This window comes from Maribacter spongiicola (assembly GCF_004364165.1).
Lineage (GTDB): Bacteria > Bacteroidota > Bacteroidia > Flavobacteriales > Flavobacteriaceae > Maribacter > Maribacter spongiicola.
Window position 1 is genome coordinate 1641245 of the sequence record NZ_SOAY01000010.1, and the last position, 20328, is coordinate 1661572.

General features: G+C 34.8%; 22 protein-coding genes. 15 read left to right on the forward strand and 7 right to left on the reverse strand.

Features of this window, described 5'->3' with window-relative positions:
- Positions 1–74 precede the first annotated feature (74 nt).
- Positions 75–719 carry a DUF1684 domain-containing protein gene (locus tag CLV90_RS07295; protein WP_133686804.1) on the forward strand — a complete coding sequence of 215 codons (645 nt, stop codon included), beginning with the start codon at positions 75–77 and terminating at the stop codon, positions 717–719.
- Between the two features lie 85 nt (positions 720–804).
- Here the strand turns inward: CLV90_RS07295 and CLV90_RS07300 are convergent, their stop codons facing one another.
- From CLV90_RS07300 to CLV90_RS07320, 5 genes are all read right to left on the reverse strand, one after another.
- A complete protein-coding gene (locus CLV90_RS07300; protein ID WP_133686805.1) occupies positions 805–1851 on the reverse strand; it encodes an outer membrane beta-barrel protein in 1047 nt (348 codons plus the stop codon).
- 96 nt (positions 1852–1947) lie between these two features.
- Positions 1948–3186 (reverse strand): ammonium transporter, encoded by a 1239-nt coding sequence (locus CLV90_RS07305; protein ID WP_133686806.1) that lies wholly within the window; start codon positions 3184–3186, stop codon positions 1948–1950.
- 33 nt (positions 3187–3219) lie between these two features.
- Positions 3220–3558: a P-II family nitrogen regulator gene (locus CLV90_RS07310; protein WP_133672409.1), complete on the reverse strand. Its 339-nt coding sequence runs from the start codon at positions 3556–3558 to the stop codon at positions 3220–3222.
- Positions 3559–3849: 291 nt separating this feature from the next.
- Entirely contained in the window at positions 3850–4221 is a 372-nt protein-coding gene (gene crcB / locus CLV90_RS07315; protein ID WP_133686807.1) for a fluoride efflux transporter CrcB, read from the reverse strand.
- A gap of 18 nt (positions 4222–4239) precedes the next feature.
- Complete coding sequence (locus CLV90_RS07320; RefSeq protein ID WP_133686808.1) at positions 4240–4419, reverse strand: hypothetical protein; 180 nt, start codon at positions 4417–4419, stop codon at positions 4240–4242.
- Positions 4420–4770: 351 nt separating this feature from the next.
- Here CLV90_RS07320 and CLV90_RS07330 point away from each other — a divergent pair, with 351 nt between their 5' ends.
- Positions 4771–5157, forward strand: coding sequence for a pyrophosphohydrolase domain-containing protein (locus tag CLV90_RS07330; RefSeq protein WP_133686810.1), 387 nt, complete (start codon positions 4771–4773; stop codon positions 5155–5157).
- 25 nt (positions 5158–5182) lie between these two features.
- Here the strand turns inward: CLV90_RS07330 and CLV90_RS07335 are convergent, their stop codons facing one another.
- Entirely contained in the window at positions 5183–6253 is a 1071-nt protein-coding gene (locus CLV90_RS07335) for a branched-chain amino acid aminotransferase (protein WP_133686811.1), read from the reverse strand.
- Between the two features lie 108 nt (positions 6254–6361).
- On the opposite strand from CLV90_RS07335, the gene CLV90_RS07340 reads away from it, so the two are divergent.
- From CLV90_RS07340 to CLV90_RS07385, 10 genes are all read left to right on the forward strand, one after another.
- Positions 6362–6841: a DUF4920 domain-containing protein gene (locus CLV90_RS07340; protein ID WP_133686812.1), complete on the forward strand. Its 480-nt coding sequence runs from the start codon at positions 6362–6364 to the stop codon at positions 6839–6841.
- Between the two features lies 1 nt (position 6842).
- Entirely contained in the window at positions 6843–7505 is a 663-nt protein-coding gene (gene mnmD / locus CLV90_RS07345) for a tRNA (5-methylaminomethyl-2-thiouridine)(34)-methyltransferase MnmD (RefSeq protein ID WP_133686813.1), read from the forward strand.
- A 112-nt stretch (positions 7506–7617) separates the two neighbouring features.
- Positions 7618–8580, forward strand: a complete 963-nt coding sequence (locus CLV90_RS07350; RefSeq protein ID WP_133686814.1) for a TIGR01777 family oxidoreductase — start codon at positions 7618–7620, stop codon at positions 8578–8580.
- Positions 8581–8726: 146 nt separating this feature from the next.
- On the forward strand, positions 8727–9284 hold the full coding sequence (locus CLV90_RS07355; protein WP_133686815.1) for a nucleotide exchange factor GrpE: 558 nt from the start codon (positions 8727–8729) through the stop codon (positions 9282–9284).
- 9 nt (positions 9285–9293) lie between these two features.
- Positions 9294–10415, forward strand: coding sequence for a molecular chaperone DnaJ (gene dnaJ, locus CLV90_RS07360; protein ID WP_133686816.1), 1122 nt, complete (start codon positions 9294–9296; stop codon positions 10413–10415).
- A 237-nt stretch (positions 10416–10652) separates the two neighbouring features.
- Complete coding sequence (locus tag CLV90_RS07365; RefSeq protein WP_133686817.1) at positions 10653–11591, forward strand: ABC transporter ATP-binding protein; 939 nt, start codon at positions 10653–10655, stop codon at positions 11589–11591.
- On the forward strand, positions 11584–12930 hold the full coding sequence (locus CLV90_RS07370) for an ABC transporter permease (protein WP_133686818.1): 1347 nt from the start codon (positions 11584–11586) through the stop codon (positions 12928–12930). Before CLV90_RS07365 ends, CLV90_RS07370 begins: the two co-directional genes overlap by 8 nt.
- Positions 12927–13862 (forward strand): mechanosensitive ion channel family protein, encoded by a 936-nt coding sequence (locus tag CLV90_RS07375; protein ID WP_133686819.1) that lies wholly within the window; start codon positions 12927–12929, stop codon positions 13860–13862. The genes CLV90_RS07370 and CLV90_RS07375 overlap by 4 nt, the downstream gene beginning before the upstream one ends.
- Entirely contained in the window at positions 13849–14730 is an 882-nt protein-coding gene (locus tag CLV90_RS07380) for a DUF6268 family outer membrane beta-barrel protein (protein ID WP_133686820.1), read from the forward strand. The genes CLV90_RS07375 and CLV90_RS07380 overlap by 14 nt, the downstream gene beginning before the upstream one ends.
- Positions 14731–14739: 9 nt before the next feature.
- A complete protein-coding gene (locus CLV90_RS07385; RefSeq protein ID WP_133686821.1) occupies positions 14740–15903 on the forward strand; it encodes a sigma-54-dependent transcriptional regulator in 1164 nt (387 codons plus the stop codon).
- 10 nt (positions 15904–15913) lie between these two features.
- On the opposite strand, the gene CLV90_RS07390 is transcribed toward CLV90_RS07385, so the two are convergent.
- Positions 15914–16597, reverse strand: coding sequence for a hypothetical protein (locus CLV90_RS07390; protein WP_133686822.1), 684 nt, complete (start codon positions 16595–16597; stop codon positions 15914–15916).
- A gap of 184 nt (positions 16598–16781) precedes the next feature.
- Here CLV90_RS07390 and CLV90_RS07395 point away from each other — a divergent pair, with 184 nt between their 5' ends.
- From CLV90_RS07395 to CLV90_RS07405, 3 genes are all read left to right on the forward strand, one after another.
- The gene (locus CLV90_RS07395) at positions 16782–17660 is read left to right on the forward strand and encodes a PPK2 family polyphosphate kinase (protein ID WP_133686823.1); all 879 of its coding nucleotides are present in this window, start codon (positions 16782–16784) and stop codon (positions 17658–17660) included.
- On the forward strand, positions 17635–19029 hold the full coding sequence (locus CLV90_RS07400) for a M20/M25/M40 family metallo-hydrolase (protein ID WP_133686824.1): 1395 nt from the start codon (positions 17635–17637) through the stop codon (positions 19027–19029). The genes CLV90_RS07395 and CLV90_RS07400 overlap by 26 nt, the downstream gene beginning before the upstream one ends.
- A gap of 98 nt (positions 19030–19127) precedes the next feature.
- On the forward strand, positions 19128–20060 hold the full coding sequence (locus CLV90_RS07405; protein ID WP_133686825.1) for a peptidylprolyl isomerase: 933 nt from the start codon (positions 19128–19130) through the stop codon (positions 20058–20060).
- The last annotated feature ends 268 nt before the right edge of the window (positions 20061–20328 follow it).

Sequence of the window (20328 nt, forward strand, 5' to 3'; positions counted from 1 at the left end):
AGGTTCTAAAGTACGATTATAAGTAAAAAAGGTACAATGAATAAATTGTATTTTTGAAGTTTAAAGTAAGAGATATGAGATTATGTATTGCGGTTTTGGTTTTAGGTATGTTGGTTTCATGCGGACAAGAAAAGAAATATCATGATGTAAAGAACGATATTGCAGCTAACGTAACATCAGATAAATTAGCCGATATTTTATTGTTTCAAGAGGAATTGAATGCTGAATTTAAAGATCCAGAAACTTCTCCATTAGCGGATCGTTTCAGAATAAAATTTGAAACTTTAGATTTCTTTGCGCCAGATACTAATTATGTAATTGAAGCACAGTTGGTAAGAACACCCGAAGCATTGCCGTTTTCAATGCCAACTACTACTGGTAGAGAATCTACAGAGGTTGTTTATGGTGTTGCTAAGTTTTCTATTAATGGTAAAGCTTATGAATTGGAAATTTACCAATCTCCAGATTTAATTACTCAAGAAAAATATAAGGATTATTTGTTTTTGCCTTTTACAGATAATACAAATGGCGAAGAAACTTATGGTGGTGGGAGATATTTGGATTTAAGAATACCTGATGGCAATACAATTATTCTTGATTTTAATAAAGCATACAACCCATACTGCGCATATAACAAGAAATTTAGTTGCCCTCTTGTACCTGCCGTAAATAATTTAGATACTGAAATTAAAGTAGGGGTAAAGGCGTTTGAACATTAATAATAGATGATAAAAAACCTCGGCAGGTATTGCCGAGGTTTTAAAACTTAAACTATAAAATCAACCATTAATTTTAATTTTCAACTTAGAAAGAGTAGATAGCAGCTACTGCAAAAGTAGATAGGCTATTAGTTGTACCGATACCGTCACTTTCAATAAATGGCTCAACATCGTTACCAAAACTATCTAATCTAATTTCTGGCTTAATAATTAAATTATCTTTTGTGAAGCTTCCTGTAAGAGTTAATCCAAGAACAGGAACATCATCATCAAGTAAATCATCAGTAAATGCAATATATTCTCCCCTTAAACCAATAGCAAAACTCTCTGAAGTTGTTAATTGTGGGTAAATCGCTGCTCCATAAAAACCAGTTCCAGTTTCTGAGTTGTCATTGTAAGCTGCATTGATGCCAAAGAAGAAATCTTCAGAAATATCAAATCCACCCGTATAATCTATTTCAAATCCTAGACCACCGCTAGTACCATTATCGTAGTATAAATTAAGGTACTGTCCTGAAACACCTAGCTGTGCGCCATACGCGTATTCACCTGTGGTACTTGTGTCATTAACATCCCAAGGATTTGAAACCGATAACATTAAGCTAACATCATCTGATAAAGCGATATCAGCTTTAACACCTAAGTGAGAAAAAGGTCCATTTGAAAATAAATAAGAAACACTGTAGTTAAAATTGGCAGCAGGTGCTATTACCTCGTAACCTAAAAATGTATTCCAACGACCAGCTGTAAGTGTAACTTTGTCAGAGACATTCCAATAAGCATAAGCTTGATTTATAACACCATTTAAAACGTCGTTCTCAAAAGTAGCCTCTGTTCCTCTAGGTCCAAAAACTAAATCGACAACAACTCCAGTATTCTCCATTTCATAGCTACCTACAATGTTGGCCATACCTAATGCAAAACCGGTTTGATTAGCAAAAGATGTTCCTGTTGCTGTTGTTGCAGCACCACCATCTTTAAAAGCTGTTCTCCAGTAAGCATCAATTGATCCACTTAGGGTGAATTTCTTCTCTTCTTCCTCTTCTTGTGCTACTACACCAGCAGCTGCAAAAAGCATAAGACCTGTTGCGAAAATATTTTTTACGTACTTTGTATTAATAATCGTTTTCATAAATTTTGATTTTTGTCCCTCTTGGGATGAATTAATTTTGAGTAATTTATTGAGAGGTTATGTAACGGAGCGTTCTGCAAAACGCTCCGTATTTTTTTAGTGTTGATTCATTCTAAAATCTGCATAAGCATCCATACCGTGCTCATGAATATCTAGACCTTCAACTTCTTCTTCTTTAGAAACTCTAAGTCCCATTGTTGCTTTAAGTACGCCTAAGATGATACCAGAGGTTACGATACAGAACCCGCCTACGATTAATACACCGTATAGTTGCGTCATAAATTGTGCTCCACTAGCCATGCTTCCGAAGATGCCAACAGCCAATGTTCCCCAAATACCACAGATCAAGTGAACTGCTACAGCACCTACAGGATCATCTAATTTAATTTTATCTACTAATGCTACACCACCAACGATGATAATACCAGCAATGAAACCAATAACGACAGCTTCGTTAGGTGACATTAAATCTGCACCAGCTGTAATACCTACTAGTCCACCTAAAATACCATTTAAGAACATGGTTAAATCTAAATTTTTATAAAGTATTGTTGATGTAATCATCGCTCCAAAACCACCAGCTGCGGCTGCCAAACTTGTTGTAACCAATACTAGAGAAGTTAATTCTGGATCTGCCGATAGTACTGAACCACCGTTAAAACCGAACCAACCTAACCATAGTATTAATACGCCGGCAGTTGCCATTGGTATGCTGTGACCTGGTATTGCGTTTGGCTTACCGTCTTTACCGAATTTTCCAATTCTAGAACCTAATAAGAATATTGCTACTAAAGCAGCCCATCCACCTACTGAGTGTACTAATGTTGAACCTGCAAAATCGTAGAATCCCCATGAGTCTAAGAATCCGCCACCCCATTTCCAAGCGCCTACTATAGGGTATACTAAACCTACGTATATAACGGTAAATATCATGAAAGCACCAATTTTCATACGTTCAGCCACTGCACCAGATACAATTGTTGCTGCTGTTGCTGCGAACATTCCTTGAAAAAGAAAATCTGTCCACCATGTGTAACCTCCGTCTGCATATTCTGGAGTCATTCCGCCTTCTGGTGCGGCAATACCGAAGCCTGCAAATTTTAAAATTCCCATATCGCCTTCTTCGAAACCAGGGTACATTAAATTGAAACCCCATGCGTAATAAAGTAATAGACCACCTGTAATAATGAAGATGTTCTTAAATAAAATGTTTATTGTGTTTTTTTGTCTGGTTAGGCCAATTTCTAAAAAGGCAAATCCTGTATGCATGAAGAATACCAATGCGGTAGCCAACATCATCCATATATTATTAGCTGTAAATAATCCTGCGTCCATTTCGTTTAGTTTTTAGTTATTTAGTTTTATGGTTTAGTTGATACCTGCTAAGCCGTCTTCTTTGGTTCTTATTCTGTATGCCTCAAGTACTTCAGAAACAAATATTTTACCATCACCTACATTACCGGAGTAGGCAGCTGTAAGAATAGCGTTGACTGTTTTTTCAAGAAAGTCATCTGATACTACAATGGTTAAGTACCTGCGCTGAATATCGGTAGTACTATAAGAAATCCCGCGATAAACGTGACCTTCTTTTTCATTTCCAACCCCTGTTACATCCCAGTAACTGAAGAAGTTAACTTCAATATTATGCAACGCCTCTTTGACATCGTCAAACTTTGATTTTCTGATAATTGCCTCGATTTTTTTCATTTGAATACGTTTTTGATATTGCCAAATATATGTTAAAAACATTCATACCCTAAAAATAATAGGGTCTGAATACTGATTTTTATCAGTATGATAATATATACCCCTAAAAAATTAGGGTATCGTTATTTAAACATGAAAATACTGAAGATACCAAGAAGAGGAAAAGTAGATTTGAGCTACATCATAGAATAATCGTCAGGAAAATGAGTAATTATCTGACGATTGTTTAATAAAATTGCAAATACTTAAAAAAATGAATAAAAATAAAATAGTGGATAGTGAATGTTAAATCTATAACATTTTACAAATCCATAGCCCTAGGGATATGGCTAGTATGCCAATCGCTACACTAAGACCCATATATAGGGAAGTTTGGAATAAAGTAGATTCTTTGAGTAATATGTTACTTTCTAATGCAAATGTCGAAAAAGTAGTGAAGCCCCCGCAGAAACCGGTGGCCAATAATAATGTTTGATTTTCTGAAATGTAATTGTTCTTAAGAGTAAGACCAATAAGTAAACCTATTAATAAACAGCCAATAATATTGACTAGAAAAGTACCTAAGTAGAAATTTGAATAATAGGCGTTGAGGTTTTTAGATATATAATACCTTAATATACTACCAAAACCACCACCTAAAAAAACCAGTAAAAATTGTTTCATACCTTATAAAGGTAAAAACTAAACTACTTTCTTGTAGCTTGTAGTAAGTAAATCTAACGGATAGATTACAGATGTTGGTTGTTTAGCTGTTTTCTGAGATGGTGTTTTTGCTTTTTGCGAAACACTAATTAAGCTAACTGCAACTAACGCAATGTTAATACCTACTAATACTAAGAAAATTGTAAGAAATGTCATCATAATATATTACACCTTATAGATGAATAACGCAAAATTACGGTATTTGGTATATTAAACGCTGATATTCACTGTTTTGTTGTGAAAATGTTAATTTTTGTAGTGTAGGAAAAAAATTAACTATTCTTTTAAGATATACTTCATAATTAATAAAAGTATTATGAATAGTGCAAAGAAAATGCCAATCCACTTAACGCCTTTAAAATTCTTTTGGTGTAATTTGAAGTCTTTTTTATAGGTAAAGACAATAATTATGGCGAAAACCACTGCAAAAGCGATTGCAAAAATGATTTGTCCGGTGCTAAACATATTTTATATTTTTATGCAAAGCTAACGGAAAACAGTATAATAAAGATGAAAAACAAAATCAAAGCAGTAGCAGAGTTTCATAATTCATTTGGTCTAGGTGTATCAGAAAATATGATAGCAGATTTAGGAGAGGCAAAGAATATGTTGCGTTTCAATTTAATGGATGAAGAGAATAAAGAGTATTTAGAAGCTGCACAGAATAATGACCTAGTTGAGGTTGCCGATGCTCTAGGTGATATGCTATACATATTATGTGGTACTATTTTAGAGCATGGTATGCAGTATAAGATTGAAGAGGTATTCAATGAAATACAAAGAAGTAATATGAGTAAACTTGGTGAAGATGGTAAGCCTATTTATCGTGAAGATGGTAAGGTGTTAAAAGGGCCAAATTATTCTAAGCCAAATATTGGTGTCATATTAGATAAATAAAAAAAGGGGCGTTACGCCCCTTTTTTTATGCCTTTACCTTAACTCTCCAACCGTATTTGTCTTCAGACTTATTGTATTGTATGTCTGTTATGGTCTTTTTAAGTAGCAAACCATAGCTATTTTCTACCTCTGGCAGATCATAATCGGTATCTCTAAAACCAAAGCCTGCAATTGGAGAAATAACCGCTGCTGTACCGGCACCGAACATTTCTTTTAGTGATCCGTCTTTAGCTGCATCAACAACTTCTTTTACGGAAATTTTTCTAACTTCTGTTTTAATGCCTAAATCTTTTGCGATTTCTAAAATACTTTTTCTGGTAATACCATCAAGTATACGATCACTAGTTGGCCCTGTTAATAAGGTATCGTTAATTCTAACGAAAATATTCATGGCACCTGCCTCTTCTATGAATTCGTGGTTGGTATCATCTGTCCAGATTACTTGGTTGTATCCTTTGGCTACAGCTAATTGTGTTGGGTAAAACTGACCGGCATAGTTACCACCTGCTTTGGCATAGCCAACCCCACCATTGGCAGATCTAGAATATTTTTCTTCTATAAGTACTTTTACTTTTCCAGAAAAATATGCTCCAGATGGTGCAAAGGCTATAATGAATTTATACTCGTCGGCCGGCGATGCATGAAATCCATTACCTGATGCGAACATAAATGGTCTTATATATAATGAGCTACCATCTTGTGTTGGTATAAAATCTTTTTCAAGATTTAGAAGTGCAATTAGCCCTTCCATGAAATAATCTTCAGGAATTTGTGGAATACACATTCTCTCGGCAGAAATATTGAAACGCTTATGGTTTTCCAATGGTCTAAATAAAAAGACATCATTATTTTTATCTTTATAAGCTTTCATACCTTCAAAAATAGATTGACCGTAATGAAAAATCTTTGACGATGGGTCAAGCGTAATTGGTTGGTAAGGTGTAATTTTTGGTGTTTCCCATGCACCATTTTTATAGGTGCAGACTAACATATGGTCAGTAAATACTGATCCGAAAGCAAGATTGTCAAAATCTATTTGATCAATTTTTGAAGTTTTAACCTTTTCTACTATAATATCTTTAGTTGAAATACTCATGAAATACGTAACTTTAGTTGATTAAAATTAAACAAATATCCATACTAGCACTTCTTTTTTAGTTTTAAATTGATCAGTTTTGTAGGGAAATCAACATTTTTAGGATTTATGAAAGGATTTAACATTTTACTTGTGTTTTTATTTGGCGTTTTTTCGTGTTTAGGACAGCAAGAAACTAATAGCGGGTCGGCTGAATTTTATGGCGATGAGTTTAAAGTCACTTCTTTAAGTAATAAAGATGATGTAATGAAGCAATTTGCATCAATGCCAGTCTCAGATTCTTTAAATCTTCAGTTTAAAACCAAGGTGAAAGAGGTCTGTAAAGTAAAAGGATGTTGGATGATTGTTGAGCTACCACAAGGCGAACAGGCTATGGTTCGTTTTAAAGATTACGGTTTTTTTATGCCTGTAGATATTCTAGATAAAGAAGTTGTTTTAAACGGATTGGCATTTGTTGAAGAAATGAGTGTTGATGATCAAAAGCATTATGCGAAAGATGGTGGTAAGACAGAAGATGAGATAGCAAAAATTACAGCTCCAAAAAGAACATATAGTTTTGAAGCATCAGGAGTGATAGTCCCAAATTAATTTGAAAAGAGAAGTTATTACTACAGGCGATGGTTCTAAAACCATTCAGATCATGGATTGGCAAGAGCAGTACCACTCTAAACACGGAGCTATTCAAGAAGCTTACCATGTATTCATAAAATCTGGCTTAGATTTATTCAAAGACCGAGAACTTCAAATTCTTGAAATTGGTTTTGGTACCGGTCTAAATGCCTTTATTACACTAATTGAATTTGAAAAACGCAATTTACAAATTAAGTATACCGGTGTAGAGGCGTACCCGGTTTCAAACGAAGAACTAGAACAGCTTAATTATTTAGAAGAATTAAAATCACTTTCTAGAAAAGAAGATTTTAATTTAATGCATTCATCGCCATGGAATAAGGTGGTTGAAATTAGTCCAAATTTCAGTTTACTTAAAGAACAAAAGTTTTTCAAAGAGATTGATGCGGTCGCCGAATATGACCTTATTTATTTTGATGCTTTTGGCGCCCGCGTGCAACCAGAATTATGGACGGTCGAAATCTTTCAAATCATGTTTAATGCCATGAAAAATGGCGCATATTTAGTTACATATGCAGCTAAAGGCAGTGTAAGGCGAGCTATGTTAGAAGTTGGCTTTCTGGTAGAGCGGCTTCCTGGCCCACCAGGTAAGCGAGAAATGCTGAGAGCAAAAAAACAATAATATTTTCTTGTTCAAATAACTTTAACGCGTTGCACATCAATAGGTTCGGCGACAATGTTAAATCGGAATTAAATTGTGCGTCAAGAATATTCAAAATTGATACCTTTATTCCATGAAAGTATTGATTACAGGTGCGACGGGTTTAGTTGGTAGCGAGTTAGTCTCTCAATGTCATGAAAAAGGTTATAAAGTTAACTACTTAACCACGCGTAAAAATAAGATTGTCTCTGAAGATAATTACCAAGGTTATTTCTGGAACCCCAAGTCGGGCGAAATAGACGCTAAGTGTTTAGATGGAGTTTCTGTTATTATTAATTTGGCAGGTTCTAGCATTTCTAAACGATGGACGACTAGTTATAAAAAAGAAATTATCAATAGTAGGGTCAACACTTTAGAACTACTTAGGAATACTCTTTTAGCGAATGAAGATCATACGGTAAAATCACTTATTTCTGCATCTGCGATAGGTATTTATCCAGATTCGGTAAGTAATTTTTATACGGAAGAAGAAGCTGCTATTGATGATAGTTTTTTAGGTGAGGTAGTTGCTGTTTGGGAGAAAAAAATTAACGAATTTAAACCCTTAGGGTTAAAGGTTGCCAAAGTTCGAATCGGTTTGGTGATGTCAAAAGACGGTGGTGCATTGCCAGAAATGGCAAAACCGGTTAAATATTATGTTGGCGCAGCTTTTGGTTCTGGTCAACAGTGGCAATCTTGGATACATATTACAGACCTAGCAGCCATATTTCTTCATATTGCTAAATATGAATTGAAAGGAACATATAATGGAGTTGCCCCAAACCCCGTAACTAATGCAAAGCTGGTCAAAGAAATTGCGAAGGCATTAGATATGCCGCTAATTTTACCGAATGTCCCCAAATTTGTAATGTATACCCTACTTGGTGAAATGGCATACATTTTATTCGCGAGTCAGCGTGTAAGCAGTAAAAAAATTGAAGAAGAAGGGTTTATTTTTAAATATGCCAATATATGTCAGGCACTTGGGGCTATTTATGATACCAATGCTGAATGTACACCTTCTAAAGGTAACGTGACAAAACAATACGTGTCTTAAAAGTTAATCTTTTATTCAGATGTTATGAAATCCGCTTTTGGCGGATTTTTTTTTATTCTTTTGCGACATTGTGACATTTTGACATTTTTAAAGAATTGGCAGTACTTTTGCCTGCTTTTAAACAGCGATTTAAATTACAATAAAATATGAGTGATAAAGAAAACACTTTGGATGATGAATTCTTGGAAGATGCGCTATTAGATGGTGAAAGTCAAGAACAAAAGCTAGAGAATGAAAATGAAGAGGAAGAAAAGTCGGCAGAAGAAACGCTTGGCGAAGAACTGGCAAAAGAAAAAGATAAGTTTTTAAGACTATTTGCAGAATTTGAAAATTATAAAAGACGTACTTCTAAAGAGCGTATGGAGTTGTTTAAGACTGCTGGGCAAGAAGTAATAGTTTCATTGTTACCAGTTTTAGATGATTTTGATAGAGCTATGAAAGAATTGGCAAAATCAGATGATAAAGATGCTTTTACCGGTATTGAACTGATTAACGTTAAGCTTAGAGAGACTCTTAAAAATAAAGGTCTAGAGATGGTTGAGGCTAAGGCAGGCGATGTTTTCGATGCAGAAATTCACGAGGCAATAACTCAAATACCGGCACCTGACAAAAAAATGAAAGGTAAAATTATCGACGTAATTGAAAAAGGTTTCAAGTTGGGCGATCGTATTATCAGGCATCCAAAAGTAGTAGTAGGAAATTAAAAAATTGGAATGAAGGAAGATTATTATGAAATATTAGGCATCAGTAAGAGTGCAACTGCTGCAGAAATAAAGAAAGCATACCGTAAAAAGGCATTGCAATATCACCCAGATAAAAATCCGGGGGATAGTTCTGCCGAAGAGAAATTCAAAAAATCTGCTGAAGCTTATGAAATATTAAGTGATGCCGATAAGAAAGCTCGTTACGATCAGTTCGGTCATTCTGCCTTTGAGGGCGGCGGTGGCGGCGGATTTGGCGGTGGCGGTATGAATATGGATGATATCTTCAGCCAATTTGGTGATATTTTCGGTGGCGGCTTTGGCGGCGGAGGCTTTGGTGGCTTCGGCGGTGGAGGCGGTCAACGAAGAGTGAAAGGGAGTAATCTTCGTATTAGAGTATCATTGACTCTAGATGAGATTGCAAATGGTGTCGAGAAAAAAGTTAAGGTAAAACGAAAAGTTCAGGCTGAAGGGGTGACCTATAAAACATGTTCTACCTGTAATGGTAGAGGTCAGGTTACAAAAATTCAGAATACAATATTAGGTAGAATGCAAACAGCTGCTGTTTGTAGTACTTGTGGTGGTAGTGGTCAAATTTTAGACGGTAAACCCGGTGATTCCGATGCACAAGGTCTAAAGGTTGTCGAAGAAACGGTTTCTATCAATATACCTGCAGGTGTAGAAGAAGGTATGCAGTTAAAGGTGCCTAATAAAGGTAATGATGCTCCAGGAAACGGAGTGCCAGGCGATTTATTGGTTGCTATAGAAACTCAAGAACATAGTACACTTAAAAGAGAAGGTGATAATTTACATTATGATCTTTATGTAAGTATTTCAGAAGCCGTTCTAGGTACTTCTAAAGAAATTGATGCAGTAGGTGGTAAGGTTCGTATTAAGTTAGAAGCAGGTATTCAATCTGGTAAAATACTTAGGCTTAGGGGTAAAGGTATTACTAGTTTAAATGGATATGGTGCAGGTGATATATTGGTGCATGTAAATGTTTGGACACCTAAAGAATTAAATAAAGAACAGAAAGAGTTTTTTGAAAAAATGCAGGGCAATGATAATTTTGAGCCTAAACCAGAGAAATCTGATAAGTCATTTTTTGAAAAAGTTAAAGATATGTTCTCATAGGGCCAAAATATTTTGTTTTTAAATAAAAAACGTATATTTGAGATAATATTGGGCAACCAATATTAATTTTCTTTTTCATAGCAATTTTTTTCCCATCCTTGAGTCATCAAGGGTGGGTTTTGCTTTTAAGGTCAAAATTGACTTCTCTTCCCTTTGATTTAAAATGTTGTTTTATAAAGGAATCATAAAGAGCATAGCTAGTCGAAACATTTCAATATCTTTGAATAAATTCAGTACATGAGTCACATTTTGGTCGCTAAAGATGTCACCAAACAGTTTGGGAGCCATACCGCATTGAAAAACGTTTCCCTCGAAATTCCTAAGAATAGTATTTATGGTTTACTGGGTCCCAATGGGGCTGGTAAAACTACGTTAATACGTATTATTAATCAAATTACATATCCTGATCAGGGGTCCGTTTATTTTGACGGCGAACTACTGAAATCTGAACATATTGCACAGATTGGATATTTGCCCGAAGAACGTGGTTTGTATAAAAGTATGAAGGTGGGCGAGCAGGCACTTTATCTTGCTCAGCTAAAAGGTTTATCTAAAGATGAAGCGAAAAAACGCCTAAAGTATTGGTTTGAAAGATTGGAAATTGGCGATTGGTGGAACAAAAAAATACAGGAGCTTTCTAAAGGTATGGCACAAAAAATACAGTTTGTGGTTACTGTACTGCATGAGCCAAAACTGTTAATTTTTGACGAACCGTTTAGTGGTTTTGATCCTATTAATGCCAATATTATAAAAGAGCAAATCTTAAGTTTAAAAGAAAAAGGTACCTCTATAATTTTTTCTACACATAGGATGGAATCTGTAGAAGAATTATGCGAGTATATCGCTTTGATTCATAAGTCTGAAAAAATATTGGACGGCAGACTATCAGATATTAAGAAAGCATATAAGAACAATATTTTTAAAATTGGTTTAGAGACCGATAATCAAGAAGAACTTGTGCGTGAAATGCAAGATAAGTTTGATGTACTTGCCCAAGAGTATAATAGCATTGAAAAACAATTGAACATAACCGTTCAATTACCTTCTAATCAGTCTAGCGAAATTTTATCTTTTTTAGGTTCAAGAGCCAATGTAAATGGTTTTGTAGAAACAATACCTTCTGCAAATGATATTTTTATTAAGACCATCCAAAATAAAAATCTGGACAATGAATAAGTTACCTCTAATTATAAAACGGGAATATATCGCGAAGGTTAGAAATAAGTCTTTTGTCGTTATGACATTTTTGAGTCCTTTTTTAATGGTTGGTATGATTTTGTTGATCGCATACCTTACCCAGTTAAATGATAATGATAAAAAGGTAATTGGTGTATTGAACGATAGTAGTTATTTTTCAAATGAATTTGTAACATCAGAAGCCACATCCTATATAAACTTCAAAGATATTTCATTAGCGGCTGCAAAAGATTCTACCCTTAGTTTAGGCTTTTACGGACTTATTTATCTACCGGACGAACCTAATTTAGAGCAAGTTGCTCAACGTGCGTTCTTTTATAGTAAAGATGCACCAAGTGCTACAATTCTAGATAAATTAGAAAATTCGATTACCGGTAGGTTACGGCAAGAAAGACTGCGAGAAATGGGGTTGTCGCCAAAAGAATATGCTGAAATGGATCGCAGGTACAATATTAATATTGAAACCTTTGATGGTAATCAAAACATAAAGGGTATTAATGAAATTAAAGCGATAATCGGTGGTGCTTTTGGGTATCTAATAATGATGTTTATTATTATATATGGGGGTTTTGTTATGCGAAGTGTTATTGAAGAGAAAACAAGTAGGATTATTGAAGTGATTATATCTTCTGTAAAACCATTTCATTTAATGATGGGTAAAATTATAGGTACCTCTTTGGCTGGTATTACCCAATTTGCAATTTGGATTGTCTCTGGCGCTATGCTACTATTTATCGGTCTGGCTATTTTCGATATTGATCCTGCTAGTTTAACCAAAGGTAGCGGTATGACACCGGGCGTGGCTAATGGTGCAAACGTAGATGTTGATGCCCTTACTCAAAATATTCAATTATACGCTCAAGAAATTTTTGATTTGCCCATTTTTGCGATGCTGTTTTTTTTCATTGTCTATTTCGTTTTAGGTTACCTAATTTATAGCTCTATTTACGCGGCTATTGGTGCTGCAGTGGATAACGAAACCGATACACAACAATTTATTTTCCCCGTAATTCTTCCACTGATGCTGGCAATTTATGTGGGGTTCTTTTCTGTATTTAGTAATCCGAACGGACCTATAGCTGTTGCATTTTCCCTTTTTCCTTTAACATCACCTATTGTAATGTTAATGCGTTTGCCTTGGGGTATTGGTGAAGGTGGCGTACCGGTTTGGCAATTGATTACATCAATTTTAATATTAATAGGTACTTTTATTGGAATTGTTTGGGTAGCAGCAAAAATATATCGCGTAGGTATTTTAATGTATGGTAAAAAACCAAGCTATAAAGAATTATATAAGTGGCTTAAATATTCGTCATGATCCAAGAAAGTACAGAGAAAATAAAAGAAATAATAGAAGATGATATTTGGGGGACTATAAAGAGATTTTTAGACCTAGGTTATCATTTTGGCGAAGGTGAAAAGTCCATTAACATAACTATAGGGCTACTTTTATTACTTACTGTAGCTTTTTTATTGACCAGTACTATTCTACAGGCAATACGCCGATTTTTTACAAGAAAAATGGAAGCTGATGATAAACTCAAGTTTATTAGCATCTTTAAATTTATTAAATACCTGGTTTATGTTATAGTTATTCTTTTTACAATGAGTGCGGCTGGTATAAATATTACCATTCTTATTACCGCATCGGCAGCATTATTCGTTGGTCTTGGATTGGCTTTACAAGAAATTTTTCAAGATATCATTGGTGGTATTTTCATTATTGTAGATAAGTCATTAAGGGTAGGTGATATCATAGAAATTGATAATAAGGTAGGTAAGGTTTTTGAAATTAAATTACGTACTACAAGAGCTATTACCAGAGATGATAAGGTAATCATTATACCAAATCATAAGTTTATTAGTGATATCGTTTATAATTATACCCAAAATCATAAAACGACAAGAGAATTGGTGCGTGTTGGTGTGGCTTATGGTAGCGATATTGAATTGGTGACTAACTTGCTTTTAGAAGTTGTTAAATCGCAAAGAAATATTTTAAAGAGTCCGAAACCATTTGTCATTTTTGAAGATTTTGGAGATTCTGCTTTAATTTTTGCGGTGAACTTTTATATCACAGATAGTTTTACTGATCCACGTGTAAAAAGTGAAGTGCGGTATAAAATTGATGCCGCTTTTAGAAAAAATAATATTTCGATACCATTTCCTCAAAGAGATATTCATTTGTTTCAACAAGGTCCTTTTCAACATAGCAATGTTTCAAATGCAAAGAATAATGATAAAGCATAGCAGACTATTTCTGTTTATAGGCTTGTTGGTCGTTTCTATAAGTTCAATAGTAGCGCAAACTCCAGATGTTTTTAGGTTGGAATATATGCTAATGCCAGAAAATAGTGGCGATGTTGAAACTTCACGAATAAAATTGGTTTTAAACGTGCCTATTGCGGTTCGAGATAAAAAAGATTTTTTGGTGTTGGGTGCAGAGTATAATCGATACAACTTTGAAGTGCCAGATAATCTCTTTCCAAATTCAGGAGATTTAAATAAGTTTCATGTACTAGATGTAAACCTGGCATACATGTATAAGTTGACTGAAACTTGGCGATTAATAGGTGTTGTAACGCCAAGATGGTCTTCGAATTTTGTACAAGAATTACAGAAAGAAGATTTTAATATGAACTATACCGCTGGGGCATATAAAAATATAAAAGATGTAGACAAACCCTATATGTTGGTTTTAGGTATTTCATATAACGGAACTTCGCCAATAGATGTTCCTTTGCCGTTTGTGTATTTCGAGAAACGATTTCATCCTAACTGGTCTTACACGTTAGGGGTTCCAAAATCGGGTATGAAGTACTTTACCAAAAAAGGTCATTTTTTTCAGACCGAAATATTTTTAGATGGGTATTATGTGAATATTCAAAACGATATTTTATTGCCGGGTAACAATTTATCTACCGATGTATCTTCTACGGCATTATTATTGACATTAGGGTATCAGTATAAGATAACTAAAGATATGTCCGTTTACTTTATAGGTGGCCGGTCTATTTATCAAAATAGTGCATTACGAAATGAAGATAGAGATGATATTTTTACCTTAAACGATGCATCGGGTCTTTATTTTAGAACAGGAATAAGAATAGGAATTTAAAAAGCAGTTATGTCAAAAATATTAGTAATAGAAGATGAAGCGGCAATTAGAAGGGTATTGGTCAAAATTTTATCCGAAGAAAACGATTCATACGCTGTAGAGGAGGCTGAAGACGGATTAAAAGGGATTGAAACTATTAAGAATAATGACTATGATTTAGTGCTCTGCGATATAAAAATGCCAAAGATGGATGGCGTAGAGGTACTTGAAGCTGCCAGAAAGATTAAACCTGAAATTCCGTTTATAATGATATCCGGACACGGTGATCTAGATACTGCGGTAAATACTATGAGGTTAGGAGCCTTCGATTATATCTCAAAACCGCCAGATTTAAATAGACTGCTTACTACGGTTAGAAATGCTTTAGATAGAAAAGTTCTTGTTGTAGAGAATAAAAATTTGAAGAAAAAAGTAAGTAAGAATTACGAGATGATTGGCGAGAGTAGCGAAATAGGCACTATCAAAGATATGATCGAGAAAGTTGCGCCAACAGATGCTCGTGTTCTAATTACAGGATCAAATGGTACGGGTAAAGAACTTGTGGCACATTGGTTGCATGAAAAAAGCCCTAGAAGTTCAGGGTCATTTATTGAAGTGAACTGTGCTGCTATACCATCAGAATTAATAGAAAGTGAGTTGTTTGGGCATGTAAAAGGTGCATTTACATCGGCGGTAAAAGATAGAGCAGGTAAATTTGAAACTGCTAATAAAGGAACCATCTTCTTGGATGAAATTGGTGATATGAGTCTATCTGCCCAAGCAAAAGTACTTAGAGCGCTTCAAGAAAGTAAAATATCGCGTGTAGGTTCAGATAAAGATATTAAAGTAGATGTGCGTGTAATAGCAGCGACCAATAAAGATTTAAAAAAGGAAATTGAAGAAGGTAATTTTAGAGAGGATCTTTACCACAGGTTGGCGGTTATTCTTATTCAAGTACCAAGTCTTAATGATAGACGCGATGACATTCCGTTATTAATAGAACATTTCTCAAATAAAATTACTGAAGAGCAAGGTATGGCTGCCAAAACTTTTTCTGATCCGGCAATTAAATTGTTGAAAGCCTATGATTGGACAGGTAATATTCGTGAACTTCGAAATGTTGTAGAACGTTTAATTATACTTGGCGGTCAAGTGGTATCAGAAGATGATGTAAAATTGTTTGCCAGTAAGTAGTCTTTTATGATTATTTAGTAGCAGTGCAATTACCAATTTTATTCAATGCTTTTTGGGTAATTTCTTTGGTGCGTAAGTTGTAATATTTGCTTCCTTCCGAAATATTCGGTTTTAATAATTGGGCTTCACATTCATCGTGAATTCTACGGGCGAATGCGGTTGCATCTTTACAATTTACGCTCTCAACTACCTTATCAAGTGAAATACGATATTTTTCTAAGGAAAGATCAATAGTTTCGAACAAGCTCTTGTTATGTGATGCTTTACTAATTGATGTTGAATTTGTGTTCACCGAAAGTGCGTCGCTAGCATAGGCGCTTTCATGTGTATCGTGAGATTCTAATACCAAAATAGTATTGTTAGTAAGTTCTATAGATGCGTTCAAATAATTAATTGTACCTTCTAATGTAGTAGATTTTGTAGCTAGTGATAATACTTCTATATTTTCAAGCATGCTTTCTTTTGCATACTTACAACCACAAACATTTAATTGATTCTTAGATTTTTCTAAAGCACTCAGCGCTTTGTAAGCATAAAACCGTGCTTGATTAATATCTTGTGTTTGTAATGCTGCGTTGATTTGTGATTTAGCATAACCCATATTAGAATTTGCATATTCGCACTCTACATTTGAGCTGAATGAGGATAAGGATAATAGTGCAATAGCACAGAAAAAAAAGATATTTTTCTTCATAAGTAGGTAATTTAGATGTAAAATTTGGGATCTTACACCGATAAATTTATATCCTTTACCTTGTTGAAAATATTATTTTCGATACAATACACATCAATTAGGATGAACGGAAATTGTGAGAATTATATTACTTAGCTTTTGTTGCCAAATTAGTATTCGTAACTATTAAATTTTATATTTCAGAATGGATAAAATAAAAGTAGACAATTATAGAACCAATAAGAACTTTAAAATCTCTGATAATGAGACTTTTGAAGATTTTGGTAAGTCTGAAAAGGAACTGAAAAAAGAATTATCAAAAATTAGAAGAGAACTAGGGGAGTTTCAAGATATTATTTATGCTCATGGCAAATATAGTATTCTTGTATGTTTACAAGGTATGGACACCGCTGGTAAAGATAGTTTAATACGAGAGGTGTTTAAAGATTTCAATGTTAGCGGTGTAGAGGTGCATAGTTTTAAAGTACCCACTGAATTAGAACTGAGCCATAATTATCTTTGGCGTCATTACTTAGTATTACCTGCAAAAGGTAAATTTGGCGTTTTTAATAGAACACATTACGAAAATGTATTGGTAACTAGAGTGCACCCAGAATATATTTTAAACGAACATATACCGGGTATACATACAGTAGAAGATATTGATCAGAAATTTTGGGATAAAAGATTTGAACAGATCAATGATTTTGAACGCCATCTTGCCGAAAACGGAACTTTAATATTTAAGTTCTTTCTTAATCTCTCTAAAGAAGAGCAACGTCAACGCTTATTAAGAAGGCTTGCCTTAAAAGAAAAGCACTGGAAATTTTCTCCAGGAGATTTGAAAGAGCGTAAACTATGGGACGTGTACCAACATTGTTACGAAGAAGCTATTTCTAAAACAACCCACGATCATGCGCCATGGTTTGTAGTGCCTGCAGATAATAAGAAAGCAACAAGAATAATAATCGCTTCAATTTTATTAGAATCGTTAAAAAAATACAAAGATATCAAAGAGCCTATGTTGAGCGAAAAAATAATGGCTAATTTAGACAGCTATGAAGAACAACTACAAAGTGAATAGTAAACTTGCGCTATTATTTGTTATCGCTTTCACATATGTGGGATCGTCACAAAATACAAATCAAGAACAGATAAAGAAACTTTATGATGTAGCATTGACAGAAGGTGCTGGTTATAATTGGTTGAATTATTTATCGAATCAAATTGGTGGGCGACTATCGGGATCTATACAGGCTCAACAAGCTGTCAATTATACCAAGTCTCAATTAGATTCTTTAGGCGTTGATAAAGTTTGGTTGCAACCTGTTATGGTACCAAAGTGGGTTAGGGGTACACCTGAATTTGCTTATTACGAAACTTCCCCAGGTGCAACTACAAACGTGGCTATTTGTGCGTTAGGTGGTTCAGTACCTACTCCGCAACAAGGTATTAAAGCAAATATTATTGAAGTTGATGGTATAGAACAGTTGGCTATTTTAGGCAAGGATAAGATTTCTGGTAAAATCGTATTCTTCAATAAACCGATGGATGCCACTCAGATAGATACCTTTACTGCATATTCTAATTGTGTTGATCAGCGTTATGCCGGTGCAGAAGAAGCTTCTAAATACGGTGCATTGGGTGTAATCGTACGCTCGTTGAATCTACGCTTAGATGATTACCCGCATACGGGTTCAATGGGTTATGGGGAACAGCCTGAATCAGAAAGAATACCCGCTGCTGCAATTAGTACCAATGGGGCTGAATTATTGAGTACTTCGTTAAAGCTTAATCCAAATATTAACTTCTATTTTAAGCAGAACTGTAAGCAATTTAGTGATGTAGAGTCATTTAACGTTATCGCAGAAATTAGAGGTACCCAGAACCCTGAAGAGGTAATCGTTGTTGGCGGACACCTAGATTCATGGGATTTAGGCGATGGTTCTCATGACGATGGTGCAGGTTGTGTTCAAAGTATGGAGGTTTTAAACCTTTTCAAAAAAACCGGATATAAACCTAAACATACCATTAGGGTTGTTCTATTTATGAATGAGGAAAACGGATTAAGAGGTGGAAATAAATATGCCGAAGTTGCCAATGCCAATAACGAGAAACACATATTCGCTTTAGAAAGTGATTCTGGGGGATTTACACCTCGCGGGTTCACTATAGATAGTTCGGATAAGAACTTTGAGAAAATATTGACCTGGAAAAATCTTTTTGAGCCTTACCTAATTCACTCTTTTGAAAAAGGATTTAGTGGTGCAGATATTGGTCCATTGAAACAAGAAGGATTAGTTCTTGCTGGGTTAAGACCAGATTCTCAACGCTATTTTGACCATCACCATGCAGAGAACGATACTTTTGAACATGTAAATAGACGCGAACTACAATTAGGTGCTGCTTCTATGGCAAGTTTGGTATACTTGGTAGACAAATACGGATTCTAATTAAATAATTTTCTGCAGCAGTTTTTGGGTTTTGAACTTAACGAAATGTACAAATCGTTAAATTTCTTTACCTTTACTGCATAATTAAAAATACTAAAATGGAAGAAGGAATTTACGCCAAGTTTACTACAAATAAAGGCGAAATACTAGTAAAATTAACTCACGATAAAACTCCAGGTACAGTTGGGAATTTTGTAGCCTTAGCAGAAGGTAATAAAGAAAATAGTGCCAAAGGTAAGGGAGAGCCTTATTATAATGGTTTAAAATTTCATAGGGTTATTCCTGATTTTATGATCCAAGGTGGTTGCCCTCAAGGTAGAGGTACTGGTGACGCCGGTTATAAATTTGATGATGAATTTCATCCAGAATTAAAGCATGATGCACCTGGTGTGCTTTCAATGGCTAATTCTGGTCCTGGTACTAATGGTAGCCAGTTTTTTATTACGCACGTGCCAACACCTTGGTTAGATAATAAACATACTGTCTTTGGCAAAGTTGAGTCAGGCCAAGATGTAGTAGATGCTATAGCACAAGATGATGTTATAGAATCTTTAGAAATTGTAAGAGTTGGTGATGCTGCCAAAAAATGGGATGCATTAAAAGCATATAAAGATTTTAACGCTTCTGGCGAAGAAAGATTAGCCAAACAAAAAGCAAAGCAAGAGGCTGAGCTAGATAAAGTTGCTGCAGGTTTTGAAACTACACCCACTGGTCTTCGTTATAAAATGATTCAGAAAGGTAGTGGAGCGCAAGCTGAGAAAGGAAAAAAAGTTTCTGTGCATTATGAAGGTTCACTTTTAAATGGTCAGGTTTTTGATTCATCTTACAAGCGGAATTCTCCTATCGATTTTCAATTGGGTATCGGTCAAGTTATACCAGGTTGGGATGAAGGTATCTCATTATTAAAAGTTGGTGACAAGGCACGTTTCGTAATTCCTTCAGACTTAGCATATGGGTCGGCAGGTGCTGGCGGGGTAATACCACCTGATGCCACATTGATATTCGATGTAGAGTTAATGAAAGTGGGTTAAGAAACCACTTTAAAATTATAGATAAACACCTGTATTGCATTAATATAGGTGTTTTTTATGTTTATTTTTTACGAGTAATAAAACTTCCTAAAAGCAATACTACGTTAACAAACATCAATACTAAAAATACGGTCAAAAATGTGGTCATAAATACATGGTATAAGGTTGGGGAACCGTTCTTGTTTAATCTATAGATATGTATTTAGGTAAAAGGTTGCGTTTTAATTGAACAAATTTTTTAAAAAAAATATGCATAAAAAAACCCGAA

Excerpts from the sequence above, each read along its gene's own strand:
- CLV90_RS07295 (WP_133686804.1), top strand. The coding sequence starts at position 75 with ATGAGATTATGTATTGCGGTTTTGGTTTTAGGTATGTTGGTTTCATGC.
- CLV90_RS07300 (WP_133686805.1), bottom strand. The coding sequence starts at position 1,851 with ATGAAAACGATTATTAATACAAAGTACGTAAAAAATATTTTCGCAACA.
- CLV90_RS07305 (WP_133686806.1), bottom strand. The coding sequence starts at position 3,186 with ATGGACGCAGGATTATTTACAGCTAATAATATATGGATGATGTTGGCT.
- CLV90_RS07310 (WP_133672409.1), bottom strand. The coding sequence starts at position 3,558 with ATGAAAAAAATCGAGGCAATTATCAGAAAATCAAAGTTTGACGATGTC.
- crcB (WP_133686807.1), bottom strand. The coding sequence starts at position 4,221 with ATGAAACAATTTTTACTGGTTTTTTTAGGTGGTGGTTTTGGTAGTATA.
- CLV90_RS07320 (WP_133686808.1), bottom strand. The coding sequence starts at position 4,419 with ATGATGACATTTCTTACAATTTTCTTAGTATTAGTAGGTATTAACATT.
- CLV90_RS07330 (WP_133686810.1), top strand. The coding sequence starts at position 4,771 with ATGAAAAACAAAATCAAAGCAGTAGCAGAGTTTCATAATTCATTTGGT.
- CLV90_RS07335 (WP_133686811.1), bottom strand. The coding sequence starts at position 6,253 with ATGAGTATTTCAACTAAAGATATTATAGTAGAAAAGGTTAAAACTTCA.
- CLV90_RS07340 (WP_133686812.1), top strand. The coding sequence starts at position 6,362 with ATGAAAGGATTTAACATTTTACTTGTGTTTTTATTTGGCGTTTTTTCG.
- CLV90_RS07350 (WP_133686814.1), top strand. The coding sequence starts at position 7,618 with ATGAAAGTATTGATTACAGGTGCGACGGGTTTAGTTGGTAGCGAGTTA.
- CLV90_RS07355 (WP_133686815.1), top strand. The coding sequence starts at position 8,727 with ATGAGTGATAAAGAAAACACTTTGGATGATGAATTCTTGGAAGATGCG.
- dnaJ (WP_133686816.1), top strand. The coding sequence starts at position 9,294 with ATGAAGGAAGATTATTATGAAATATTAGGCATCAGTAAGAGTGCAACT.
- CLV90_RS07365 (WP_133686817.1), top strand. The coding sequence starts at position 10,653 with ATGAGTCACATTTTGGTCGCTAAAGATGTCACCAAACAGTTTGGGAGC.
- CLV90_RS07370 (WP_133686818.1), top strand. The coding sequence starts at position 11,584 with ATGAATAAGTTACCTCTAATTATAAAACGGGAATATATCGCGAAGGTT.
- CLV90_RS07375 (WP_133686819.1), top strand. The coding sequence starts at position 12,927 with ATGATCCAAGAAAGTACAGAGAAAATAAAAGAAATAATAGAAGATGAT.
- CLV90_RS07380 (WP_133686820.1), top strand. The coding sequence starts at position 13,849 with ATGATAAAGCATAGCAGACTATTTCTGTTTATAGGCTTGTTGGTCGTT.
- CLV90_RS07385 (WP_133686821.1), top strand. The coding sequence starts at position 14,740 with ATGTCAAAAATATTAGTAATAGAAGATGAAGCGGCAATTAGAAGGGTA.
- CLV90_RS07390 (WP_133686822.1), bottom strand. The coding sequence starts at position 16,597 with ATGAAGAAAAATATCTTTTTTTTCTGTGCTATTGCACTATTATCCTTA.
- CLV90_RS07395 (WP_133686823.1), top strand. The coding sequence starts at position 16,782 with ATGGATAAAATAAAAGTAGACAATTATAGAACCAATAAGAACTTTAAA.
- CLV90_RS07400 (WP_133686824.1), top strand. The coding sequence starts at position 17,635 with ATGAAGAACAACTACAAAGTGAATAGTAAACTTGCGCTATTATTTGTT.
- CLV90_RS07405 (WP_133686825.1), top strand. The coding sequence starts at position 19,128 with ATGGAAGAAGGAATTTACGCCAAGTTTACTACAAATAAAGGCGAAATA.